This is a genomic window from Micromonospora sp. NBC_01392 (assembly GCF_045040125.1).
Classification (GTDB): Bacteria; Actinomycetota; Actinomycetes; order Mycobacteriales; family Micromonosporaceae; genus Micromonospora.
In genome coordinates, this window is the sequence record NZ_CP109549.1 from 4,320,773 (window position 1) to 4,343,189 (window position 22,417).

General features: G+C 75.0%; 21 protein-coding genes. 11 read left to right on the forward strand and 10 right to left on the reverse strand.

The annotated features are described in order from the left end of the window. Positions 1–31: 31 nt before the first annotated feature. Genes OG767_RS18870 through OG767_RS18885 form a run of 4 tightly spaced genes read right to left on the reverse strand, consistent with a single transcriptional unit; the run spans position 32 to position 5,076 of the window. Entirely contained in the window at positions 32–2,266 is a 2,235-nt protein-coding gene (locus OG767_RS18870) for an MMPL family transporter (protein WP_405089760.1), read from the reverse strand. Then, positions 2,266–2,979, reverse strand: coding sequence for a DUF2993 domain-containing protein (locus tag OG767_RS18875; RefSeq protein ID WP_405089761.1), 714 nt, complete (start codon positions 2,977–2,979; stop codon positions 2,266–2,268). Before OG767_RS18875 ends, OG767_RS18870 begins: the two co-directional genes overlap by 1 nt. Before the next feature lie 55 nt (positions 2,980–3,034). Then, positions 3,035–4,393 carry a sensor histidine kinase gene (locus tag OG767_RS18880; protein ID WP_405089762.1) on the reverse strand — a complete coding sequence of 453 codons (1,359 nt, stop codon included), beginning with the start codon at positions 4,391–4,393 and terminating at the stop codon, positions 3,035–3,037. Then, complete coding sequence (locus tag OG767_RS18885) at positions 4,390–5,076, reverse strand: response regulator transcription factor (RefSeq protein WP_405089763.1); 687 nt, start codon at positions 5,074–5,076, stop codon at positions 4,390–4,392. The genes OG767_RS18880 and OG767_RS18885 overlap by 4 nt, the downstream gene beginning before the upstream one ends. 84 nt (positions 5,077–5,160) lie before the next feature. Here OG767_RS18885 and OG767_RS18890 point away from each other — a divergent pair, with 84 nt between their 5' ends. The 4 genes from OG767_RS18890 to OG767_RS18905 all read left to right on the forward strand — a co-directional run bounded on the left by OG767_RS18890 (position 5,161) and on the right by OG767_RS18905 (position 7,439). Continuing rightward, positions 5,161–5,526 carry an ArsR/SmtB family transcription factor gene (locus tag OG767_RS18890; RefSeq protein WP_405089764.1) on the forward strand — a complete coding sequence of 122 codons (366 nt, stop codon included), beginning with the start codon at positions 5,161–5,163 and terminating at the stop codon, positions 5,524–5,526. Beyond that, positions 5,523–6,167 carry an SRPBCC family protein gene (locus OG767_RS18895; RefSeq protein ID WP_405089765.1) on the forward strand — a complete coding sequence of 215 codons (645 nt, stop codon included), beginning with the start codon at positions 5,523–5,525 and terminating at the stop codon, positions 6,165–6,167. The genes OG767_RS18890 and OG767_RS18895 overlap by 4 nt, the downstream gene beginning before the upstream one ends. Before the next feature lie 120 nt (positions 6,168–6,287). Next, positions 6,288–6,845 (forward strand): NADAR family protein, encoded by a 558-nt coding sequence (locus tag OG767_RS18900; RefSeq protein ID WP_405089766.1) that lies wholly within the window; start codon positions 6,288–6,290, stop codon positions 6,843–6,845. A gap of 84 nt (positions 6,846–6,929) precedes the next feature. Further along, positions 6,930–7,439, forward strand: a complete 510-nt coding sequence (locus OG767_RS18905) for an NUDIX domain-containing protein (RefSeq protein ID WP_405089767.1) — start codon at positions 6,930–6,932, stop codon at positions 7,437–7,439. A 13-nt stretch (positions 7,440–7,452) separates the two neighbouring features. On the opposite strand, the gene OG767_RS18910 is transcribed toward OG767_RS18905, so the two are convergent. Continuing rightward, positions 7,453–8,619 carry an LLM class flavin-dependent oxidoreductase gene (locus OG767_RS18910; protein ID WP_405089768.1) on the reverse strand — a complete coding sequence of 389 codons (1,167 nt, stop codon included), beginning with the start codon at positions 8,617–8,619 and terminating at the stop codon, positions 7,453–7,455. A 142-nt stretch (positions 8,620–8,761) separates the two neighbouring features. On the opposite strand from OG767_RS18910, the gene OG767_RS18915 reads away from it, so the two are divergent. From OG767_RS18915 to OG767_RS18935, 5 genes are read left to right on the forward strand one after another with little or no spacing between them, the layout of a single operon-like run. Beyond that, positions 8,762–9,733: a sulfonate ABC transporter substrate-binding protein gene (locus OG767_RS18915; RefSeq protein WP_405089769.1), complete on the forward strand. Its 972-nt coding sequence runs from the start codon at positions 8,762–8,764 to the stop codon at positions 9,731–9,733. Beyond that, positions 9,730–10,563: an ABC transporter permease gene (locus tag OG767_RS18920; protein WP_405089770.1), complete on the forward strand. Its 834-nt coding sequence runs from the start codon at positions 9,730–9,732 to the stop codon at positions 10,561–10,563. The genes OG767_RS18915 and OG767_RS18920 overlap by 4 nt, the downstream gene beginning before the upstream one ends. Continuing rightward, entirely contained in the window at positions 10,536–11,261 is a 726-nt protein-coding gene (locus tag OG767_RS18925; protein ID WP_405089771.1) for an ABC transporter ATP-binding protein, read from the forward strand. The genes OG767_RS18920 and OG767_RS18925 overlap by 28 nt, the downstream gene beginning before the upstream one ends. Before the next feature lie 16 nt (positions 11,262–11,277). After that, complete coding sequence (locus OG767_RS18930) at positions 11,278–12,684, forward strand: selenium-binding protein SBP56-related protein (protein ID WP_405089772.1); 1,407 nt, start codon at positions 11,278–11,280, stop codon at positions 12,682–12,684. Further along, a complete protein-coding gene (locus tag OG767_RS18935) occupies positions 12,681–13,319 on the forward strand; it encodes a hypothetical protein (protein ID WP_107159691.1) in 639 nt (212 codons plus the stop codon). The genes OG767_RS18930 and OG767_RS18935 overlap by 4 nt, the downstream gene beginning before the upstream one ends. Positions 13,320–13,425: 106 nt before the next feature. Here the strand turns inward: OG767_RS18935 and OG767_RS18940 are convergent, their stop codons facing one another. Both OG767_RS18940 and OG767_RS18945 read right to left on the reverse strand, forming a co-directional pair. Continuing rightward, a complete protein-coding gene (locus OG767_RS18940; RefSeq protein ID WP_405089773.1) occupies positions 13,426–14,427 on the reverse strand; it encodes a hypothetical protein in 1,002 nt (333 codons plus the stop codon). A gap of 99 nt (positions 14,428–14,526) precedes the next feature. Then, a complete protein-coding gene (locus OG767_RS18945; RefSeq protein ID WP_405089774.1) occupies positions 14,527–15,414 on the reverse strand; it encodes a helix-turn-helix transcriptional regulator in 888 nt (295 codons plus the stop codon). Positions 15,415–15,558: 144 nt separating this feature from the next. On the opposite strand from OG767_RS18945, the gene OG767_RS18950 reads away from it, so the two are divergent. Continuing rightward, on the forward strand, positions 15,559–16,830 hold the full coding sequence (locus OG767_RS18950; RefSeq protein ID WP_405089775.1) for a sulfite oxidase: 1,272 nt from the start codon (positions 15,559–15,561) through the stop codon (positions 16,828–16,830). Here the strand turns inward: OG767_RS18950 and OG767_RS18955 are convergent. From OG767_RS18955 to OG767_RS18965, 3 genes are all read right to left on the reverse strand, one after another. Continuing rightward, positions 16,817–17,365: an RNA 2'-phosphotransferase gene (locus OG767_RS18955; RefSeq protein ID WP_405089776.1), complete on the reverse strand. Its 549-nt coding sequence runs from the start codon at positions 17,363–17,365 to the stop codon at positions 16,817–16,819. The genes OG767_RS18950 and OG767_RS18955 overlap by 14 nt on opposite strands. 83 nt (positions 17,366–17,448) lie before the next feature. Further along, positions 17,449–18,522 (reverse strand): hypothetical protein, encoded by a 1,074-nt coding sequence (locus tag OG767_RS18960; RefSeq protein ID WP_405089777.1) that lies wholly within the window; start codon positions 18,520–18,522, stop codon positions 17,449–17,451. 33 nt (positions 18,523–18,555) lie between these two features. Next, positions 18,556–20,496, reverse strand: coding sequence for an ABC transporter ATP-binding protein (locus tag OG767_RS18965; protein WP_405089778.1), 1,941 nt, complete (start codon positions 20,494–20,496; stop codon positions 18,556–18,558). Between the two features lie 243 nt (positions 20,497–20,739). On the opposite strand from OG767_RS18965, the gene pgi reads away from it, so the two are divergent. Continuing rightward, positions 20,740–22,374: a glucose-6-phosphate isomerase gene (gene pgi / locus OG767_RS18970; RefSeq protein ID WP_405094246.1), complete on the forward strand. Its 1,635-nt coding sequence runs from the start codon at positions 20,740–20,742 to the stop codon at positions 22,372–22,374. Positions 22,375–22,417 lie beyond the last annotated feature (43 nt).

Consider the following 22,417-nt stretch of genomic DNA (forward strand, 5'->3'; position numbering starts at 1 on the left):
TTAACGCATTCGGTAGAGGAAGGGGCCCCGCCTAACTCGACGGACCCGCCAGGCGCGCGCCCACTCGGCTCCGCCGGCCGGGTCGCCACCAGTTCGCCCGGCCGAGCAGGGCCATGGTGGCCGGCACCAGCAGGCCCCGCACCACGGTGGCGTCGACCGCGACGGCCACCGCCATGCCGAGACCGAACATCTTGATCACCGGATCGTCCTGGAGCACGAAGCCGGCGAAGACGGTCACCATGATCAGCGCGGCCGAGGTGATCACCCGGCCGGTGCCGGCCAGCCCCTCGCGGACCGCCACCCGGTTGTCGCCGGTGGCCCGCCAGGACTCCTGCACGGCGGTCAGCAGGAACACCTCGTAGTCCATGGAGAGCCCGAAGAGCAGCGCGAACAGCATCATCGGCAGGTAGCTCTCCACCGGCACCGGGCCGGACAGGCCGGTCAACCCGACGCCCCAGCCCCAGGCGAAGACCGCCGTCAGCACCCCGTACGCGGCCCCGATCGAGACCAGGTTCATCACCGCCGCCTTGACCGCGACGACCGGCGCCCGGAAGGCCGCGTACAGCAGCACGGTGGAGAGCCCGACCACCACCGCGATGACCCACGGCATCCGCGCCCCCACCCGGTCGGCGAGGTCGACCCGGGTGGCGGTCGCGCCGCCCACGTGCACGGCCACGCCCGGCACGTCCGCGGTCCGCAGCGTCCGCACCAGCGCCGCGGTGGCCGGATCGCTCGGCGCCGTGCGGGGGTACGCGGTCAGCGCCACGGTCCGCCCGTCGTCGGCGAGCCGGACCGGGGTGACCCGGGCGACGCCGGCGGTGCCGGCCACCCGGGCGGTCAGCCCGGTGACCCGGGGGTCGGCGCCGGAACCGGCCGGCGGCGTCAACTCGGCGACCACCGTCAACGGTCCGTTCACGCCCGGCCCGAAGCCGGCCGCGAGGCGGTCGTAGCTGGTCCGCCCGGCGGTGCCGACCGGCTCGTCCCCCGCGTCCACCTGACCCAGCCGCAGGTCGAGTGCGGGCGCGGCGAGCGCGCCGAGCAGCAGCACCGCGAGCAGCGCCCACCGCCACGGCCGGCGGGTGACCCGGTCCGCCTGCCGGGTCCACCCGGTCGTCCGGCCGGCCCCGGCCCCGGCGCCGATGTCGCCGTCGGGGCCGGCGCCGGAGTCAGCATCGGGGTCGCCGTCGGTCCCGGTGCCCGTGGCGGGCGGCGGGGCCGGGCGCCGGCGGCGGATGCGCAGCCGGTCGATCCGGTGCCCGAGCAGCGCCAACAACGCCGGCAGCAGCGTCACCGCGCCAGCCACCGCGACGACCACCACCAGGCCGGTGGTCCAGCCGAGCGTGCCGAGGATCGGCACCCCGGCCACCGCCAGTCCACCGAGCGCGACCACCACCGTCCCGCCGGCGAACACGACCGCGCTGCCCGAGCCGGCGACGCTGCGGGCGACCGCCTCGGCCGGCGGCACGCCCTCGGCCAGCAGCCGGCGGTGCCGGGTGACCAGGAACAGCGCGTAGTCGATGCCGACGCCGAGGCCGACCATGGTGGCCAGCGTGCCGGCCACCGACGGAACCGCCACCAGGTGCCCGGCCAGGCCCACCGCGCTGACCGCGCAGGCCAGCGTGAACAGCGCGGTCACCAGTGGCACCGCGGCGGCGACCAGGCCACCGAAGGCGAGCAGCAGGACCAGGGCGGCGACGGCCAGGCCGACCAGTTCGCTGTCCCGCGAACCGCCGCGTTCCGCGGCCGAGGCGAGCACCCCGCCGGGGGTGACCTCGATGCCGGCGGCCCCGGCGGGCGCCGCCGCGTCGGTGACCGCGCGGGCGAGCGCCCGGTCCACCTGACGCGGCGACACGTCGAGCCGCACGGTCACCCAGCCGGTCCGCCCGTCCGGGCTGAGCGTGCCGGCCGCGGCGCTCACCCCGTCGACGCCTGTCACGTGGCGCACGTCGGCGACCTCGCGGGTGACCCGGGCGAGCGCGTCCCGGCGGGCCGGGTCGTCGAGCCGTCCGTCATCGACGCGCAGCACCAGTTGCCCGCCCGTGCCGCCGCCCGAACCGGTCCGGTCGAGCAGGTCCCGGGCCTGTTGGGCGTCGCTGCCGGGCAGTGCCACGTCGTTGTCGACCGGCCGGCCCAGCACCGCCGCGGCGCCGACCAGCGTGACGGCCAGGAGCAGCCAGACCGCCAGCACCGTGCGGGGACGGCGGGCGCAGAACCGGCCCAGGGCGCCCAGCATCCGGTGCACCGGGCTCGCGTCGTCGACCCGCATCAGGCCCCTCCACAGCGCGCGCCGGCCCGGCCACCGGCCGCCGGCAGGGTGAGATCGTGCCCGCCGACCCGGACCAGGAGGCCGTCGGCGGTCGCCGTCACCGCCCGGTACGACAGGCCGGCCGGCAGGACCGGCAGGTCACGCCCGAGGTCGGGGCCCCCGCCGAGCCGGTCGAGCAGCTTGCCGGCCGGCCGCCGGATGCCGAACACCTCCACCTCGGTCGGCGTGAGGGTGAGCCGTCCGCCGGTCAGCGTCGGGCGGGTCAGCAGGGTGACCGGGACGGCGGACAGCTGCGTCTCGATGCCGAGCAGCCCGTCGACGTAGCGGTAGCGCAGCGTCCGTCCGGCCACCTCGGCGGGCAGCGCCTCGTAGCCGACGAGCACCGCCACCGCCACGTCGCCGATCCGCGCCGGCCCGTCGCCGGTCCGGACGTTCCGCAGGTCCGCGTCGGCGCGGGCCACCCGCAGGCCGCCGACCCGGGCGCCGGCCACGGCGACCCGGAGCCGGTCCAGCCGGCCGCCGAGCACCTGGGGCAGCACCGGGAAGCCGGCCAGCTCGACCGAGGGCCGGGCCACCCCGGCCGCGCAGGCGACCCGGTCGGCGAGCCGCCCGGCGACCAGCCGGGCCGTCACCCGGTCGGCGACCACCGCCGCCACGACGAGGAACAGGACCGCCGTCCCGGCGAGCAGCCGGCGGCGGGTGAGTGTGAGCATACGCCGAGCACACCAGGCGCGGCTGGGCGTCCGACCGGAGTCGGATGAGAGAACGTCAAGAGTCGACGCCGGGCAGCCGGAACCAGACCGTGGTGCCCGCGCCCGGTGTGGTGTCCAGTCCCAGCTCACCGTCGTGCGCGGCGACGATCTCGTCGACGATGGCCAGGCCCAGCCCACTGCCGCCGGCGCCGCCGTGGCTGAACCTGTCGAACGCGCGGGCGGCCAGCTCGGGCGTCATCCCCGGCCCGGTGTCGCGGACGCGTACCTCGACCCGTCCGTCGCGGCGGCCCACCTCGACCACCGCCGACGTGCCCGCCGGGGTGTGCGCGCGGACGTTGGCGAGCAGGTTCGCCAGCACCTGGCGCAACGCGTCGGCGTCCCCGCGTACCGGGGCGGCGTCCGGCGCGGTGACCCGCAGCGGGCGGCCGGGCTGCACCGCGAGCGCGTCGGCGACGGACTCCCGGGCCACCTCGGCCAGGTCGACGGGGTCGCGGTCGAGCCGGGGTTCGGCGTCGAGCCGGGCGAGGTAGAGCAGGTCGTCGAGGATCCGGCTCATCCGGGTCGCCTCCTCGTCGCCCCGGCGCAGCACCTCCGGGCGGCGCGCCGGCTCGACCATGTCCCGGCGCAACAGGTGCAGGTAGCCGCGGATGGAGGTCAGCGGCGTCCGCAGCTCGTGCGACGCGTCGGCCACGAACGTGCGCAGCCGGTCCTCGGAGCGGGACCGGGCGGCGATCGCCGACTGGAGCCGGGTGAGCATCCCGTCGACCGCGCGGGTCAACCGTCCCACCTCGGTCCGGTCGCTGCCCACGACCGGCACCCGGCGGTCCAGGTCGCCGCCGGCGATCGCGGTCGCCGTGTCGGTGATCCGGTCCAGTGGCCGCAGGCCGCGTACCAGCAGCAGCCGGGCGAAGCCGGCGAGCAGCACCAGCACGGTCAGGCCACCGGCCGCCTCGACCAGGACCAGGCGGCGCACCGTCTCGCGTACCGGGGCGAGCGGGAGCGCGATGAGCACGACCGCCTCGCCGGCCCGCACGGTGACCGCCCGCCAGGCCCCGTCGGCGAGCGTGGTCGCCGGGCCGGGAGCGCCGTCGGCGGGCGGCGCGGGGGCCCGGGCCAGCAGCGGCTCGGCCGGCGGCGACCCGCCGAGCCGGGTCAGCGTGCCGTCCGGGTGCCGGATCTCCACCAGGTAGTCGGAGGGCGCGACGACCGCGCGGGCCACCCCGCCGGGCTCGCGCAGCAGCACCCCGACCCGCTGGGTGGCCAGCGCCGCGCCGGCGCGGAGCTGGTCGTCGGTCCGTTCCAGCAGGTACGCCCGCAGCCCCGCGACGCTGACCACGCCGGCCACCAGCAGGGCCAGGGCGGTGAGCGTCACCATGCCGGTGAGCAGGCTGCGCCGCAGTGGCAGCCGGCTCATCCGCCGGCCCGCAGCGCGTACCCGAACCCGCGCTGGGTGACGATCAGCGGCGGCCCGAGCGGGTCGAGCTTGCGACGCAGGTAACCGATGTAGGTGTCGACCACGTTCGAGGCGCCGCCGAAGTCGTAGCTCCACACCGCCTCGAGGATCTGGGTGCGGCTGAGGACCCGCCCCGGGTTGAGCATCAGGTAGCGCAGCAGTTTGAACTCCGTCGGCGAGAGCGCGAGCGGGTGCCCGGCGCGACGCGCCTGGCAGGTCTCCTCGTCCAGCTCCAGGTCGGCGTAGCGGAGCAGGCCCGCGCCGGCGTCGGCGTCGGGGCCGATCCGGCGCAGCACCGCCCGGACCCGGGCGACCAGTTCGTCGACCGAGAACGGCTTGGTCACGTAGTCGTCGCCGCCCCAGGTCAAGCCCGCGATCTTGTCGCGTGGCGCGTCGCGGGCGGTGAGGAAGACGATGCCGAAGCGGTGCCCGGCGGCGCGCAGGCGGCGGCAGAGCGCGAACCCGTCGCCGTCGGGCAGCAGCACGTCCAGCACCAGCAGGTGCGGTGGCCGTTCGTCGGACAGCCGCTCGGCGTCCCGCGCGGTGCCGGCGGTCACCACCTCGAAGCCGTGGAACCGCAGCACCGTCGCCACCATGTCGACGATGTTCGGCTCGTCGTCGACCACCAGGACCGTCGTACCCATCGGGACCAGCAGAGCACAGGTCGATGAGAGTTCGATGAGAATACAGTCCTCGCTTATATAAGGCTGGTCTGATACAAAGAGGTCGTGCACGCTTTCGACGTCCTCGGTGACCCGGTGCGCCGCCGCATCCTGGAGCTGCTCGCCGACGGCGAACAGCCGGCCGGCGCGCTCGGCGAGACGGTGCGGCGCGAGTTCGGCATCAGCCAGCCGGCGGTCTCCCAGCACCTCAAGGTGCTCCGCGAACACGGCTTCACCACCGTGCGCGCCGAGGGCACCCGCCGGCTCTACGCGGTCGACCCCGGCCCGCTGCGTGAGATCGACGCCTGGCTGGCCGGCTTCCGCCGCTTCTGGACGCCGCCGCTGGCGGCGCTCGCCACCGAACTGGCCCGGGGTCGCCGCGAACGGCGGCTGCGCGAGGACGATCCCGACGACGAGAGGACCAACCCATGATCGACGTGACCGGGCAGATCAGCGCCGTCGAGCGCCGGATCGGCGACCGTACGCTCCCCGCCGGGCAGGCGCGGGTGCTCACCATCAGCCAGACGTACGACGCTCCGGTGGCCGACGTCTTCGACGCCTGCACCAACCCGGAACGCATCCCCCGCTGGTTCCTGCCGGTCTCCGGCGACCTGAGCGTCGGTGGCCGCTACCGGCTGGACGGCAACGCCGAGGGCACCGTGCAGCGGTGCGATCCGCCGCACGGCTTCGCCGCGACCTGGGAGTTCGGTGGGGAGGTCAGCTGGATCGAGGTGCGCCTGCGCGACGCCGGCGACGGCCGGACCCGGTTCGAGCTGGAGCACGTCGCCCACGTCGACGACCAGCGGTGGGCCGAGTACGGCCCGGGCGCGGTCGGCATCGGCTGGGACCTCGCCCTGGTCGGGCTCGCCTCCCACCTCGGCACCGGGCAGGTGCCGGCCGGCGGCGGCGTCGACCCGGCGGCGGCGGTCGGGTGGATGGCCTCCGAGGAAGGCCGCCGGTTCGTCACCGAGTCCGGCGCCCGGTGGACGGCGGCCAGCGTGGCCGCCGGCACCCCGACCGACCAGGCACGCGCCGCCGACGAGCGGGTAGTCGCCTTCTACACCACGCCCTGAGGTAAGGCGGGGCCCCTTTTTAACGTATTCGGTAGAGGAAGGGCCCCCGCTTAACTCGACGGGCCGCCGGCCCGGAAAGCGGCGTGCGGAACGTCGGTGGGGGCAGGCAGGATGCGGGGCATGCCGATCCGATCCGTCGCCGACCTGGCCGCCGGGCTCGACGCCGGCCAGTCGGTGAGATACCTGCACTTCTGGGGGCACCGGCCGCAACGGGACGGCAGCGTCGGCGCCGGCTGCCTGAGCCAGTGGTGGCCGGCGGCGTTCACCGTGGACGGTCGGGAGTTCGCCACCGCCGAGCACTGGATGATGTGGCACAAGGCCACCCTCTTCGACGACCACGCGACCGCCGAGCGGGTGCTCGCCGCCACGCACCCGCACCGGGCCAAGGCGCTCGGCCGGCAGGTGCGCGGCTTCGACGAGGCCGTCTGGGTGGCCCGCCGCCGGGAGGTCGTGGTGGCCGGCAGCGTGGCCAAGTTCGGCCAGCACGAGCCGTTGCGGCGGTTCCTGCTCGGCACCGGTGACCGGGTGCTGGTCGAGGCGAGCCCGACGGACCGCATCTGGGGCATCGGCCTGACCGCCGACGATCCGCGCGCCGCCGACCCGGCGACCTGGCGGGGCGAGAATCTGCTCGGTTTCGCCCTGATGCAGGCACGCGAGCAGTTGGCAGGCCCGGCGTGACGGTGGCCGGGCCGGTCCCGCCGCCGAGATGCGCCGCCGGCCGCCGGGAGGCGCGTCCCGGCGGCGGCGGGTAACGTGCGCGACGTGACCGCGTACTCGCACTGCTCCTTCTGCGGCGCGGCCTACCCGGCGGACGCCGGGTGGCCCCGCGTCTGCCCGGCCTGCGGCGAGACGGTGTGGCGCAACCCGCTGCCGGTGGCGGTGGCGGTGCTGCCGGTCCGCACGCCCGACGGGCTCGGCGTGGTGGTCGTCCGCCGCGACATCGAGCCGGCCCGCGGCCAGCTCGCGCTGCCCGGCGGCTACATCGAGTTCGGCGAGGAGTGGGACGAGGCGCTGGTGCGGGAGCTGCGCGAGGAGACCGGGCTGCTCGCCGAGGCCGGCGAGGCGCGGCTGTTCGCGGTGCACGGCACACCGGCCGGCGGCACCATGATGGTCTTCGGCGTGCTGCCCGAGCGGCCGATCGGCGACCTGCCGCCGTCCGCGCCGACCGAGGAGGCCACCGAGTGGCTGGTGCTCACCGAGCCGGTCGAGCTGGCGTTCTCCACGCACACCCGGGTGCTCGCCGACTTCCTGGCCGGCCGGCGCCAGCGCTGACCACGGTGGCGTCTCAGCCCCGGGCCGGCACCGGCCGGGGTGCGAACGGCACGCCGACCGACGGCTCGACGGCCGGCTCGCCTGCCGGGTGCCGCCACAGGCCACGTCGGCGCAGGATCGGCAGCACGCCCTCGCCGAACCAGTACGCCTCCTCCAGGTGCGGATGGCCGGAGAGGATGAACTCGTCGATGCCGAGCGCGTGGTAATCAGCGATCCGGTCGGCGACCTCGGTGTGGCTGCCGACCAGCGCGGTGCCCGCGCCGCCCCGGACCAGCCCCACCCCGGCCCACAGGTTGGGCGCGATCTCCAGCCGGTCGCGGGAGCCGCCGTGCAGGTCCAGCATCCGCCGCTGGCCCTCGGACTCGCTGCGCCGCAGCCCTTCCTGCACGGCCCGGATGTCGTCCTCGGCGATGCCGTCGAGCAGCCGGCGGGCCTGCGCCCACGCCTCGTCGGCGGTGTCCCGGCTGATCACGTGCAGCCGGATGCCGTAGCGCAGCTCGCGGCCGGCGGCGGTGGCCAGACCACGGATCCGGTCCAGCTTGTCGGCCACCTGCGCGGGCGGCTCGCCCCAGGTCAGGTAGACGTCGCTGTGCCGGGCGGCCACCGGCCCGGCGGCGGCGGACGACCCGCCGAAGTAGACCGGCGGCACCGGGTCGGGCAGCCGGCCCAGCCGGGCGCCGGAGACACGGAGGTGGGCGCCGTCGTGGTCGACCGTCTCGCCGCGCCACAACGCGCGCACCACGTGCAGGAACTCGTCGGTACGCGCGTACCGGGCGTCCTTGTCGAGGAAGTCGCCGTACGCCCGTTGCTCGGTGGACTCGCCGCCGGTGACCACGTTGAGCAGCAGCCGGCCGCCGGAGAGCCGCTGGAAGGTGGACGCCATCTGTGCGGCGAGCGTGGGTGAGAGCAGGCCGGGTCGGAACGCCACGAGGAACCTCAGCCGCTCGGTCACCTGGGTGAGCATGGCGGTGGTCAGCCAGGCGTCCTCGCACCACGCGCCGGTGGGGGTCAGCGCGCCGACGAAGCCGAGCTGTTCGGCGCTGCGGGCGATCTGGCCGAGGTAGGCCACGTCGGCCGGGCGGGCGCCCCCGGCGGTGCCCACCGGCACACCGTGCCCGCCGCCCACGATGTCCCGGCTGTCGCCGTACGTCGGCAGGAACCAGTGGAAGGTGAGCGACATGGGGGCCTCCGGCGCGGGTCGGGCGGGCCGCCTCCTGAGGGGTGGGACGACCGCGCCGACAGACTACCCATAAAACCTATCGGGTTGGTAGGTTGCTGACGCCCGCCGAGGTGCCGGGCCCCACCCCTTCCGAGGAGTCGTCATGCGTACCCCGTCGAGACCCCGCCGCCGGGTGACCGCGCTGCTCACCACGCTCGTACTGCTCGCCGCCGCGACGGTGACCGGCTGTGGCGGCGAGGCCGCCGACGCCCGCGACGGTGACGGCGGACCGCTGCGGATCGGCTACCAACGCTTCGGCGGGCTCAGCCTCGTCAAGGCGCGCGGCACCGCGAAGAACGTCACCTGGTCGCTGTTCGAGAGCGGCCCCGCGCTCACCGAGGCGCTCAAGGCCGGCTCCATCGACATCGGGCAGGTCGGCGAGGCCCCACCGGTCTTCGCCGCCGCCGGGAAGATCCCGTTCTCCGTGATCGGCACGTCCGAGCCCATCCCGCAGGGCGAGGCGGTGCTGGTCAGGGCGGACAGCCCGTACCGGAGCTTCGCCGACCTGCGCGGGCGGACGGTCGCGCTGAACAAGGGCTCCAACGTGCACTGGCTCCTGGTGAAGCTGCTGGAGGCGAACCGGATGACGCTCGCCGACCTCAACGTGAAGTACCTCAAGCCGGCCGAGGGACGACCCGCGTTCGACAACGGGCAGGTCGACGCGTGGATCATCTGGGACCCCTACTTCGCGCTGGCCGAGCGGCCCGGCGTGCGGGTGCTCGCCGACGCCACCGGCCTGGCCGGCAACCGGGAGTACGTGCTGGCCGCACCCGGCGCGGTGAAGAACCGCACCGACGACGTCCGGGCCTTCCTGGACACCTACCGTGAGACCACCGACTGGGGCATCGCCCACCCGGCCGAGCGGGCCGCCGTGCTCGCCCCGGAGCTGAAGATCCCGCTGGACGTGACCACCCGGGCGCTGGCCCGCAGCGCCAAGCCGCTCGCCCCGGTCACCCCGGACATCGGCCGCGAGTTGCAGGCCATCGCGGACAGCTTCGTGGCGCTGAAGCTGGTGCCGGGACCGGTGGACATCGCCGGCCGGGTGGACGACCGGTTCACCGAGGCGTTCCGGTGACCGGCCCGGCGCTGGCCGAGGCGCCCGCCCCGGTCGTACCGTCGCCGGCGCCCCGACGACCGCGGGCCCGCACCGGCCGGCGGTGGTGGCGGCTGGTCAGCCCGGTCGCGCTGGTGGTCGCCTGGGAGGCCGCCGCGCGGGTCGGCCTGCTCGCCGCGGAGAAGCTGCCGGCCCCGAGCACGGTGCTGGCCACCGGCGCGCGGCTGGCCGCCGACGGCACGCTCGGCGTGCACCTGCTCGACTCGCTCACCCGCGCCGCGCTCGGCCTGCTCATCGGCGGCGGCCTGGCGCTGGTGCTCGGCGCCGCCGCCGGGCTGCTACGGCTCGGCGACGACCTGGTCGACCCGCCGGTGCAGATGGCCCGGATGCTGCCGCACCTGGGCCTGGTCCCGCTGCTCATCATCTGGGTCGGCATCGGTGAGTCGCTGAAGGTCACGCTTGTCGCGCTCGGCGTGTTCTTCCCGATCTACTTCAACCTGTACGCTGGCATCCGCGACATCGACGAGCGTCTCGTCGAGGCGGCCCGCACCTGCGGACTCGGCGCCGCGGCCCGGCTGCGGCACGTGGTGCTGCCGGGCGCGCTGCCCGCGCTCTTCCTCGGGCTGCGGCTGGCCATCGGCGCGGCCTGGCTGAGCCTGGTCGTCGGCGAGCAGGTCAACGCCCAGACCGGCGTCGGTTTCCTGATGATGGAGGCCCGCGAGTTCAGCCAGACCGACGTGGTGGTGCTCGGCCTGCTCGTCTACGCGCTGCTGGGCCTGGCCTCGGACCTGCTCATCCGGTACGCGGAACGGAGGACGCTGACGTGGCGACGCGGGCTGCGCGCGACCTGACGCCACAGGTGCTCACCGCACGCGCGGTGACCCGGTCCTTCGGCCCCGCCGTGGTACTGGCCGGGGTCGACCTCACCGTCGCCGCCGGGGAGACGGTGGCGCTGCTCGGCGGCAGCGGCTCCGGCAAGAGCACGCTGCTGCGGGTGCTCGCCGGGCTGGACGACGACGCCGGCGGCACGCACCGGGTGCACGGCGCCGCCGCGGTGGTGTTCCAGGAGCACCGGCTGCTGCCCTGGAAACGGGTGGCCGACAACGTGGCGCTCGGCCTCACCGGGCCGGACGTGGGCGACCGGGTCGGCCGCGCGCTGGCCGAGGTCGGGCTCGCCGACCGGGGCCGGGCCTGGCCGGCCGAGCTGTCCGGCGGGCAGGCGCAACGCGTCGCGGTGGCGCGCGCGCTGGTCCGGGAGCCGGACCTGCTGCTGCTCGACGAGCCGTTCGGCGCGCTGGACGCGCTGACCCGGCTGCGCATGCAGGGGCTGCTGCGCCGGCTGCGCGCCCAGCACGGCTTCGCGGCGCTGCTGGTCACCCACGACGTGGAGGAGGCGCTGCTGCTCGCCGACCGCGTCCTGCTGCTCGACGGGGGCGTGATCGCCGAGGAGATCCCGGTGGGCCTCGGCCCCGCCCCGAGCCCCGACGACCCGGCCCTCGGCGCGCTGCGCCGCCGGCTGCTCGACCGCCTCGGCGTACCCACCTCGTGACCATGATGGAGCACCGATGACCCGCTGGACCCCGGACCCGACGTTCTACCCCTCCCCCACGCTCGCCGCCGCCGCGCCGGCCGAAAAGCTGGCGTACGTGGCCGCGTTCGACCGCGCCGGGCGGCAACCGGACGCGATCGCGGTGCTGGACACCGATCCGGCCTCCGACACGTACGGCCGGGTGGTGGGCTGGACCGAGCTGCCGCACACCGGCGACGAGCTGCACCACTTCGGCTGGAACGCGTGCAGCAGCGCGCTCTGCCCGACCGCGCCGCACCCGCACGTGGAACGCCGCTACCTGATCGTGCCCGGCCTGCGCTCGTCCCGCATCCACGTGCTGGACACCAAGCCGGACCCGCGCCGACCCGAGCTGGTGAAGGTGATCGAGGCGAAGGAGCTGGGCGAGCGCGCCGGGTACTCCCGCCCGCACACCGTGCACTGCGGGCCGGACGGCATCTACGTCTCCGCGCTCGGCGGCGCCGACGGCGAGGAGGGGCCGGGCGGCATCGCGGTGCTCGACCACACCACGTTCGAGGTACGCGGCGCGTGGGAGGCCGACCGGGGACCGCAGTTCCTGGCGTACGACTTCTGGTGGCACTACACGCAGGACGTGCTGGTCACCAGCGAGTGGGGCACCCCGTCGATGATCGAGGACGGCATCGTCGGCGAGCTGCTGCTGGGTCGCCGCTACGGGCACGCGCTGCACTTCTGGGACCTGGCGAAGCGTCGACACGTGCAACGCGTCGACCTCGGCGACGCGTACCAGATGGCGCTGGAGCTGCGCCCCGCGCACGACCCGACGAAGTCGTACGGCTTCGTCGGCGTGGTGATCAGCGTCGAGGACCTGTCCGCCTCGGTCTGGCTGTGGCACCGTGACGGCGACGCCTGGGCGGTGACCAAGGTGATCGACATCCCGGCCGAGCCGGCCGACGCGGCGGACCTGCCCGAGCTGCTCAAACCGTTCGGGGCGGTGCCGCCGCTGGTCACCGACATCGACCTGTCGGTGGACGACAGGTTCCTGCACGTCTCCTGCTGGGGCACCGGTGAACTGATCCGCTACGACGTCAGCGACCCGTTCCACCCGGTGCGGGTCGGCTCGGTGCGCCTGGGTGGCATCGTCGCCCGCACCCCGCACCCGGCGTACCCCGACGAGCCCCTCGCCGGCGGGCCGCAGATGGTGGAGATCAGCCGCGACGGCCGCCGCGTCTACGTCAGCAACTCGCTCTACGGCGCGTGGGACGACCAGTTCTATCCCGACGGCGTGGGCGCCTGGGTGGCGAAGCTGGACGTCGACGAGAAGCACGGTGGCCTCGTGCCGGACCCGCGCTTCTTCCCGCGCGGGGACGAGTTCCGCGGCCGGCGGGTGCACCAGACCCGGTTGCAGGGCGGCGACGCCTCGTCCGACTCGTACTGCTTCCCGTGACCGGCGCGACCTGGGCGGCGCTTGTCGGCCTCGGCGCGTTCCACGGCCTGAACCCGGCGATGGGCTGGCTGTTCGCAGTGGCCCGGGGCCTCCAGGAACGCCGCCGGGCCGCGTTGCTGGCCGCCCTGCCGCCGATCGCGGCCGGGCACCTGGCGTCGGTGGCGGTGGTCGCCGCGCTGGTCAGCGCCACCCGCTCGGTGACGGCCGGCACGGCGGTCGCGGTCGGCGGCGGGGTGCTGCTGGTCGGGTTCGGGCTGTGGCGGCTGCTGTCCGACCGGCACTTCCGCTGGGCCGGGATGCGGCTGTCGGCGGCCCAGCTCACCGCCTGGTCGTTCCTGATGTCGGCGGCGCACGGCGCGGGTCTGATGCTGCTGCCGGTGCTGCTCGCCGAGCCGGCGGTGGGCGCCGGGCCGCACGCCGGGCACCTGGCCGCCGCGCCGGCCGGCGCGCTGACCGGGCTCGCCGCGGCGGCCGTGCACACCGGGGCCATGCTCGGTGTCGCGCTGGCGGTCGCGCTGCTGGTGTACGAGGTGCTCGGCGTCGGTGTGCTGCGCCGGGCCTGGTTCAACGTGGACCGGCTGTGGGCCGGCGTGCTGGTGGCCGCCGGCGTGGTGACCCTGCTCGGCGCCACCTGAGGGCCGGCAGCGCCGGACCGCCCGTCGCCGTCATCCGACGGTGGCGGGCGGTCCGGGTGTGCAGGATCGAGGAAACGACTCGCGCCGCGTTACCGCGTCCGCCCGGTCAGCGGCCCGGCAGCGTGGCCAGCACCAGGTTCGGGTCGACACCGGTGGTGTACGCGGCACTGAGCACCGCGACGGTGCGGCCCCGCACGGCCACCGAGGTCGGGTTCTGCAACCCGTCGGCGGCGGTCAGCAGCGTTCGTGACCGGCCGGCCGCGTCGATGCCCACCACCGTGTTCGGCCCGTTCAACGCGGCGACGACCTGCCGGTCACCGGCACCGACGAACGCGAAGTCGTCGATGCCGACCAGACCAGTGGCCGCCACCCGGACCGGGCCGGGCCGACCGTGCCGCACCGGGATGCGCAGGAGCGTGCCCTGGTCGAGGTTGGTCGCCCACACCGCGCCGGCGCGCACCTTGATGCCGTTGGCGCCGAGGAAACCGGTCGCGGCGAGCTCGGGCGCCGAGGACCAGACCTCGACCCGGCCGCCGTCCAGCGCGACTGTCGAGATCGTGCCGCGCACCGAGTCGGTGAGGTAGAACCGCTTCGCCGTCGCGTCGAACGCCAGGCCGTTCGGCAGTCCGTCGGCCGGCAGGGCCGCGATGCGGTGCGGGACCTGGCCGGGCCGTAGCCGGTACAGCCCGGTCGAGGCGGCCTCGCCGCTGGCGTACAGGAAGAAGAGCGTGCCGTCGGCCGTTCGGACGATTCCCGTGGTCAGCGCGAACGAGAGCACCGGCGTGCGGACGCCCCCGTCGGCGGGGGCCGGCAGGGTCGCCAGGATCCGCGTCCCACCGGAGGGGGTGACCGCGGCGACCTGTCGGCCGGCCGCGAAGGTGACGTAGGCCGTGCCGTCCGGGCCGGTCGCGACGTTCTCCGGCATCTGCCCCTTCGTCAGGTCGAAGTGGACCGCGATCCGCGAGGCCGGCGGCGAGCCGGACGGTCGGACCGACCCGACGGTCTGGGTCCGGGCGGTCGCGGCCGGCGCGTTCGGCGGCACGACGGTCACGACGCCGATCCCCGCCGCGGCGAGCGCGACGGCGAGGGTCGTCATTCTCTTGCGCATTCTTGTTCCTTACTGACGGTCTGCTTGGTGGGCGTGAAACGGGCGCGACGGGTCCGGCGCTCCTCGCGGAGCACCTCGCGTCGCACGATCGGGGTGGTGCTATTCGCGCCGGACAGGCCGGCGCGCAGCGCCGGCACGGGCGGTGGTGACGCTGTGCACGAGCAACGTCATCGCCGCGTGCGAGGCCGAGCCGGGTTCGGTGGTGGCGACGACGACGGTCTGACCGTCCTCGGTCCGCAGGACCTGCTGCGTCACGTCCATGGCGCCGACCAGCGGGTGACGCATCCGGTGGACGGTGTCGCCGCCGGCCTTCACCCGGTGGTCGGCCCACATGGTGGCGAACTCCGGGCTCCGCAGGGTCAATTCGCCGACCAGCGCGGCCATCAGCGGGTCGCCCGGATCCTGCCCGGAGGCCATCCGCAGCGTCGCCACCACCGCGCGGGCCTTGGTGGGCCAGTCCGCGTACAGGTCGCGGGTGTGCGCGTCCAGGAACACCAGCCGTGCCATGTTCGGGGACCGGTCCGACCGCTCCGGGATCTCCGGAGTCAGGTGGCCGGCGAACAGCGCGTGCCCCGGGGTGTTCCACGCCAGCACGTCGGCGCGACGACCGAGCACCAGCACCGGCACGTCGCCGAGCGCCGCGACGAGCTGGCGGACCGCCGGGCTCACCCGCTCCGGGGCCGGGCGGCGCACGGCGGGTCGCCGACGGGTCCCGGCCGCCAGTTCGGTCAGGTGGCGGCGTTCCGCGTCGTCGAGCCGCAGTGCCCGGGCGAGCGCGTCGAGCACCTCGGGGGAGGCGTTCCCGGCCTGGCCCTGCTCCAACCGGGAGTAGTACGACACGCTCACCCCGGCCAGCAGGGCGAGTTCCTCGCGGCGCAGGCCGCGAACCCGGCGCCGCTCGCCGTACGTCGCCACGCCGGTGTCTTCCGGCCGTAGCTGGGAGCGCCGGGCCCGGAGGAAGTCGCCGAGCTGTCCTCTCGCGTTCATGACTCGAAGTATCGCCAGCCCCGCCCTGCGCCAACCACTCCCTGCCAGGGATAGGCACCGCGGGGCGACGCAGGCCCACGTCGACGACAGCCAACTCCTACTGATTCAATAGGAAAGGCAGTGTCGCCGAGCCCGGAGGTCCCCGTGAGCCTGTCCCCCACCGAAGCCGCCCACGACACCGAACGGAGCCGGCAGTGGCTCGCCGGTGCGGCACGCGGCGACGGCGTCGACCGTGACGCGCTGCGGGAGCTGGGCGCCGCCATGGCCGCGGTCACCGCCGCCGCCGCGGAACGCGAGCCGGTCGCGGTGACCGCCGTACCGGTCGGCGTCGACCCGCCGATCGCCAAGCCACTGCCGCCGGAGCTGCTGCGTCGGTTGGACACCAACGCCGAGATGCACTGGTCGGCGATGGCCGGTCAGGGATACGTGGTCCCGACCGACCGGTTCTTCGTCCGCAACCACACCGTCACCCCGCGACTCGACCCGGCCACCTGGCGGCTGTCGTTGTTCGGCGACGGGCTGCACGGCGCGCCGACCCGGACCGCGCCGGTGGAGTTCAGCCTCGACGAGCTGCGCCGCCTGCCGGCCGAGGAGAGCACCGCGCTGGTCGAGTGTGCCGGCAACGGGCGGCGGTTCTTCGCCTCCCAGCAGGGCGAGCCGGCCCCGGGTGTGGCCTGGGGGCTGGGCGGTGTGGGCGTGGCCCGCTGGCGCGGCGTCCGGCTCGGCGCCGTGCTGCGCCGGGCCGGCCTGCGCGACGACGCGGTCGACGTGATGCCCGAGGGCCTGGACCCGCACTACGTCACCGGCGGGATCGACCTGGGCCGGGTCCGCCGGCCGCTGCCGGTCGCCAAGGCGCTCGACGACGTGCTGCTGGCGTACGAGATGAACGGCGCGCCGCTGCCGGCCGACCACGGCTTCCCGGTGCGGGTGGTGGTGCCCGGCTGGATCGGCATCTCCTCGATCAAGTGGGTGGGGCCGGTGGAGGTCTCCACCACGCCGCTGTTCTCACCCTGGAACACCCGGTTCTACCGGCTGTTCGGCCCCGGTCACCCGGACGGCGGCACGGTGCTCGGCGCGCAGCCGGTGAAGAGCGCGTTCGAGCTGGCCTGGGACGCCCGGGTGCCGGCCGGCGAGGAGCTGCTGCTGCGCGGCCGGTCCTGGTCCGGCACCGGCCCGATCGAACGGGTCGAGGTGGACACCGGCGACGGGTGGCGCGCGGCCGACCTGGTGGCCGCCGACCGGGGCGGCCCCTGGCAGCGCTGGACCGCGCGCTGGCGCCCACCGGCCGCCGGCCGGCACACGCTGCGGGCCCGCGCCACCGACCGCACCGGCGCCGGCCAGCCCGACCGGGCCGAGCCGAACACGCTGGCCTACGCCTTCGACGCCGTGGTGGCGCACCCGGTCACGGCGTGCTGACGGTCAGGTAGCCGGGCGGGACGGTGTCGGTCAGCCACACCCCGTTCGCCGACCGGTAGAACAGGTGACCGTGGTCGGCCATGGCGGCGGCGTCGACCGCGAGCACGACCACCGCGCCGGAGCGCCGCGCGCCGACCCGCCGGGCCGTCGCCACGTCCGGCGACAGGTGTACGTGGTGCCGGCGTCCCCGCCGCAGCCCTTCGGCCCGGATCGCGTCCAGCACCTCGTCGGCGGTGCCGTGGTAGAGCCGGCCGGGCGGCGACGCCGGCGTCAGACCGAGGTCGACCGGGACCGAGTGGCCCTGGTTGGCGCGGATCCGGTCGGCCCCGTCCGGGCCGGGCTCCACCGCGAAGCGCTGCTTGTCGTTGCCGGCGACCACGGCGTCCAGCTCGACGCGGCTGATCCGCATCGCGGTGAGCAGGTCGGTGACCGGCACCCAACCGGCCCGGTCGAGCGTCAGGCCGAACCGGTCGGGACGGTGCCGCAACGCCAGCGACATCCGTCTGCTCACCCGGACCAGGTCACGGTGTTCCATCCGGACAGTGTGGACGCTCGGCCGCGCCACGTCGACCGGGTTCAGCGGACGGCGGCCGGGGTTCAGCGGACGGCGGCCGGGGTTCAGCGGACGGCGGCCGACTTCGGGTCGGCCATCAGGCCGGCGGCGTCCACCACCTCGAAGTCGCTGCCGCGCAGGCGGTCCAGCGCGTGCAACGCGTCGTTGTCCCAGCGCGGATCCGGTGCGCCGGAGACGAACCAGGCCGAGCCGTGGTCGGCCACGATCAACCCGTGGCGGCGCATCGCCTCGGCCACGATCCGGGCCTGCCGGGGCAGCCCGGACAGGTCGACCGAGCGCTTGAGCCGCAGCCGCTGACCGAGCTGCGGCAGGGCGGGGTCGGTGGCCGACGAGGCGGAGTGACCGGCCGGCCACGTCCAACCGGTCCGGGTACGCGGCACGGTCACCCGGATCGCGTGGTCGATCCGACCGGCGGCCACCTCCTCGTAGCGGACCAGCCCGGCGAGCACGGACAGCCCGGCGGCATCGGCGGAGGTCCAGCCGGCCGGCCGCATCCGATTCGCCCGCAGGTCGAAGACCGCGCCCGAGCCGGCCCGCCAGCCGGCACCGGAACGGTGCGCGTCGAACAGCTCGTACGCGCGGCAGGCGGCCCGGTCCCAGACGATCACGTGCCGGTCGCCGGTGCCGGCCGGGCCGCCCTCGACCTTCGCGTCGGGCGGGATCGGGTACGGCCCCGGGTCGCTCTCGTCGGCGTACCCGAAGGTGACCGGGACCTTCCGCTGCCCGGCCGCGACGACGGTGACCGGGATGCCGATCGGCGCGCCCGCCCACTGCCCGGAGCCGAAGTCGGCGTGCACGGTCGCGCCGGCCCCGATCGCGCCGATCATCGCGCTGGACCGGGCGTGCACGGGCAGCCGGGAGACGTCGGCGTGCCAGACGTTGTCGGCCGGGAACACGGTGCACGGGCGGGCCGGGGCGCTCGGCCGGGCGCCGATCCCGGCTCGGGCGGCCGGCACGGGCGACGGCGCTGTCGAGGCGGCCGGCGGCCCCGACGTCACGCCGGCGGACCCGGGCACGGCGGTCGACGCGGCGGGATCGGCCCCGGACGCGGAGCAGCCGGCGGTGACCAGGGCCAACACGGCGACGACGGCGACGCGGCGGGGGCGGGGGCGGGGCATCCCGGCGATCCTGCCCCACGCGTGAGCCGGCGGTCAACGCTCGGCGGCCGGCTCGCCGGTGCCGGCCAGGTAACCGGCCGCCTGTAGTTCGAACAGCTGCCGGTAGGGGCCATCGGAGGCCATCAGCGTGTCGTGGTCGCCCTGCTGCACGAGGCGACCGTGGTCCAGCACGAAGATCCGGTCGGCGTGCCGCACGTTGGCCAGCCGGTGGGTGATCAGCACGACGGCCCGTTCCGGGTGCCGCCGCAGGTGCGCGAAGAGGGCGTGCTCGGCGCGCGCGTCCAGCGCGGCGGAGGGCTCGTCGCAGATCAGCAGCCGGGCGTCGCGGTAGAGGCTGCGGGCGGCCACCAACCGCTGCCACTGCCCGCCCGACAGGTCCTGACCGTCCTTGAACTGCCGGTCCAGCAGCGTGTCGTACCCGAACGGCAGCTCGCTGAGCATGTCGTGGGCGGCGGCGGCCCGGGCGGCGGTCTCCACGGTGGGACCGGGCCGACCGGCCCGGTCGTGGCGGCCGACCCGGATGTTCTGCCGGGCCGTGAACGGGAACTTCCACCAGTCCTGGCTCATCACCGCGACCTGGGCGGCGACCTGGCGCGGGTCCAGTTCGGCGACGTCCACGCCGTCCCAGCGGATCGTGCCGTCGGTGGGCCGGTAGAGGCCGGCGATCAGCTTGGCCAGCGTGGTCTTGCCGGAGCCGTTCTCCCCCACCAGCGCGACCACCTCGCCGCGCCGGAACGAGAGACTCACCTCGTCGACGGCGGCGCCCTCGGTGTCCGGGTACCGCAGGCTGACCCGGTCGAGCTCCAGCCGGTCGAACCCGTCGACCGGCCGCTCGCCACCGGCCGGGATCCGCCGGTCGGCGCGGTCGAGGAAGTCCCGGTAGTCCTGGTAGTAGAGGGCGTCCTCGTAGAGCGAGTTGGTGGCGAAGATCGCGGTGTGCAGGCTGCCACGCGCGGACTGGAGGGCGAGCAGCGCGGTGGCCGCCGCCGCGAGCGCCACCACGCCCTCCATGAGCAGGCCTCCCAGCACCAGGTAGAGCCCGAACGTGGCGATCCCGGTCACCGACAGGCCGACCCCCCGGGTGATCGTCTGGGCCCGGGCCAGGCGCAGCTCGGCCCGGGTCTCCAGACGCGTCATCAGGCGGTACTCCGAGAGCAGGAAGTCGCGCATCTGGTAGGCGCGGATCTCGGCCGCGGTGTGCCGGTTGGCCATCAGGTCGCCCAGCATCCACTTGCGGCGGCGCCGGGTGATCCGGGCGAGCCAGTCGACGTGCTGCCGGCGGGCCATCCGCACCGCCGTCACCGCCTCCGGCACGGCGGCGACGAGCAGACAGGGCAGCAGCAACGGGTGGATGACGGCCACCGCGACGGCGGTGGCCACCACCCCCACCACGCCGGTGACCAGGTTGACCGTGTCGTCGACCAGGGACCCGGCCTCGGCCAGCCCGCGGTCGCGGGCCCGGTCCATCTCCTCGGCGAACCCCGGGTCGTCGAAGGCGGCCAGCTCGACCGCCGAGGTGGTCTCGAACAGCCGGCGCTCCACCGCGTAGTTGATCTGCGGGATGAGCCGGGCCTGCGCCCATCCGGCCGCGACGGTCAGCGCGCCACGCGCGGCGACGGCCGCCGCGGCCAGCACCAGGGCGGGCAGCGCCGCCCGGATCCGCGCCGGCGTGGGACCGGCCGCGAAGAGCTGCTGGAGCACACCGGTGGTGGCGAGCAGGCCGAGCGTGGTGAGCACCCCGGCGGCCACGTTGAGGCCGAGCGACGCCGCGGTGTCCCGGCGGCTGGTCGCCCAGGCCAGGCCGACCGCCTCGCGGACCAGCGCGGGCAGCCGACGGGCCACCGACCAGAAGCCGGTGTGGGCCAGCTCGGTGGCCCGGTGCATCCAGTGCGGATCGACCAGCTCCGGCAGCGCCGACTCGTCGGCCGGCTCGTCCGGATCGGACGGGGGACGAGGGTGGACCACTCGGGGCATGGCACCTCCCACACGGGGACCGGGCAGCAGGATATTACTTTCGGCAATCGACGGGTGTCAGCCGGTGACCGGCGTGTCGACCGGACGTTCCAGGCTCGTGTCGGGCCCGACGCCGCGGGGGACGCGCCCACCAGGTGGGGTGATGCCGGGTCGCGTCGCGGTGACCGGCCCCGGATGGCAGGCTGGTGGGGTCGCCGGCGAAGGCCCGCCGACCGCCCCGTCGTGAAGGAGAAGATCGACCCGATGGCTGTGGACGTCACCACCACCGACGAATGGCAGGCGCTGCGCAAGCACGCCGAGGCGATGCGCGCCACCCACCTGCGCGACCTCTTCGCCGCCGACGGGCAGCGGGGCGAGCGGCTCACCGGCGAGGTCGCCGACCTGCACGTGGACTACAGCAAGAACCTGGTCACCGACGAGACGGTCACGCTGCTCACCGCGCTCGCCGAGCGGGTCGGCCTCGCCGAGAAGATCGCGGCCATGTTCGCCGGCCGGCACATCAACGTCACCGAGGACCGCGCCGTGCTGCACACCGCGCTGCGCCTGCCCCGGGACGCCACGCTGCACGTGGACGGCCAGGACGTCGTCGCCGACGTGCACGCCGTGCTGGATCGGATGTCGGCGTTCGCCGACCGGGTGCGCTCCGGCGGATGGCGCGGTCACACCGGTGAGCGGATCACCACCGTGGTCAACATCGGCATCGGCGGCTCCGACCTGGGTCCGGTGATGGCGTACGAGGCGTTGAAGGCGTACCGGGACGCGGGGATCTCCTGCCGGTTCGTGTCCAACATCGACCCGACCGACATCCACGACAAGACCGCCGACCTGGATCCGGCGCGCACGCTGTTCGTGGTGGTCTCGAAGACGTTCTCCACCCAGGAGACGCTGGCCAACGCCGACCAGGCACGGCGTTGGCTGCTCGCCGGGCTGGACGCGGACGACGACGCGGTCGCCCGGCACTTCGTCGCGGTCAGCACCAACGAGCAGCGGGTGCGCGACTTCGGCATCGATCCGGAGAACATGTTCGGCTTCTGGGACTGGGTGGGCGGGCGGTACTCGCTGCCCTCGGCGGTCGGGCTGTCGGTGATGCTGGCGATCGGCCCGGACCGGTTCCGCGAGATGCTGGCCGGCTACCACGCCGTCGACGAGCACTTCCGCTCGACTCCGGTGGAGCGCAACGTGCCGGCGCTGCTCGGGCTGCTCAACGTGTGGTATTCGGACTTCCTCGGCGCGGAGACCCACGCCGTGCTCCCCTACGCGCAGTACCTGCACCGGTTCCCGGCCTACCTCCAGCAGCTCACCATGGAGAGCAACGGCAAGTCGGTACGCGTCGACGGCTCCCCGGTGACGTACCCGACCGGGGAGATCTTCTGGGGCGAGCCCGGCACCAACGGTCAGCACGCCTTCTACCAGCTCATCCACCAGGGCAGCCGGCTGATCCCGGCGGACTTCATCGCGTTCAGCCGGCCCAATCACGACCTGGGCGACATGCACGACCTGTTCATGTCGAACTTCTTCGCCCAGACCGCCGCGCTGGCGTTCGGGCGCACCCGGGAGCAGGTGGAGGCCGAGGGCACCGCGGCCGACGTGGTGCCGCACCGGGTGATGGCGGGCAACCACCCGACCACCTCGATCCTGGCCCCGAAGCTCACCCCGGCGACCCTGGGCCAGCTCATCGCGCTCTACGAGCACATCGTCTTCACCGAGGCCGCGGTCTGGGACATCAACGCCTTCGACCAGTGGGGCGTGGAACTGGGCAAGGTGATGGCCAACCAGCTCGCCCCGAAGCTCACCGGATCGGCGCCGGATCTGGCCGAGGTGGACACCTCGACCGCGGAGCTGATCCGCCGTTACCGCGCCGAGCGCGGCCGGAGCTGACCACCGCCGACGACGCCCGGGTGGCCCGACCGCCCGGGCGTCG

Bases quoted from the DNA above. Each gene is read 5' to 3' on its own strand.
- pgi (WP_405094246.1), top strand. From the start codon at position 20,740: ATGGCTGTGGACGTCACCACCACCGACGAATGGCAGGCGCTGCGCAAG.
- OG767_RS18945 (WP_405089774.1), bottom strand. From the start codon at position 15,414: ATGAACGCGAGAGGACAGCTCGGCGACTTCCTCCGGGCCCGGCGCTCC.
- OG767_RS18910 (WP_405089768.1), bottom strand. From the start codon at position 8,619: ATGTCGCTCACCTTCCACTGGTTCCTGCCGACGTACGGCGACAGCCGG.
- OG767_RS18940 (WP_405089773.1), bottom strand. From the start codon at position 14,427: ATGCGCAAGAGAATGACGACCCTCGCCGTCGCGCTCGCCGCGGCGGGG.
- OG767_RS18880 (WP_405089762.1), bottom strand. From the start codon at position 4,393: ATGAGCCGGCTGCCACTGCGGCGCAGCCTGCTCACCGGCATGGTGACG.
- OG767_RS18895 (WP_405089765.1), top strand. From the start codon at position 5,523: ATGATCGACGTGACCGGGCAGATCAGCGCCGTCGAGCGCCGGATCGGC.
- OG767_RS18870 (WP_405089760.1), bottom strand. From the start codon at position 2,266: ATGCGGGTCGACGACGCGAGCCCGGTGCACCGGATGCTGGGCGCCCTG.
- OG767_RS18885 (WP_405089763.1), bottom strand. From the start codon at position 5,076: ATGGGTACGACGGTCCTGGTGGTCGACGACGAGCCGAACATCGTCGAC.
- OG767_RS18930 (WP_405089772.1), top strand. From the start codon at position 11,278: ATGACCCGCTGGACCCCGGACCCGACGTTCTACCCCTCCCCCACGCTC.
- OG767_RS18900 (WP_405089766.1), top strand. From the start codon at position 6,288: ATGCCGATCCGATCCGTCGCCGACCTGGCCGCCGGGCTCGACGCCGGC.
- OG767_RS18875 (WP_405089761.1), bottom strand. From the start codon at position 2,979: ATGCTCACACTCACCCGCCGCCGGCTGCTCGCCGGGACGGCGGTCCTG.
- OG767_RS18955 (WP_405089776.1), bottom strand. From the start codon at position 17,365: ATGGAACACCGTGACCTGGTCCGGGTGAGCAGACGGATGTCGCTGGCG.
- OG767_RS18960 (WP_405089777.1), bottom strand. From the start codon at position 18,522: ATGCCCCGCCCCCGCCCCCGCCGCGTCGCCGTCGTCGCCGTGTTGGCC.
- OG767_RS18915 (WP_405089769.1), top strand. From the start codon at position 8,762: ATGCGTACCCCGTCGAGACCCCGCCGCCGGGTGACCGCGCTGCTCACC.
- OG767_RS18965 (WP_405089778.1), bottom strand. From the start codon at position 20,496: ATGCCCCGAGTGGTCCACCCTCGTCCCCCGTCCGATCCGGACGAGCCG.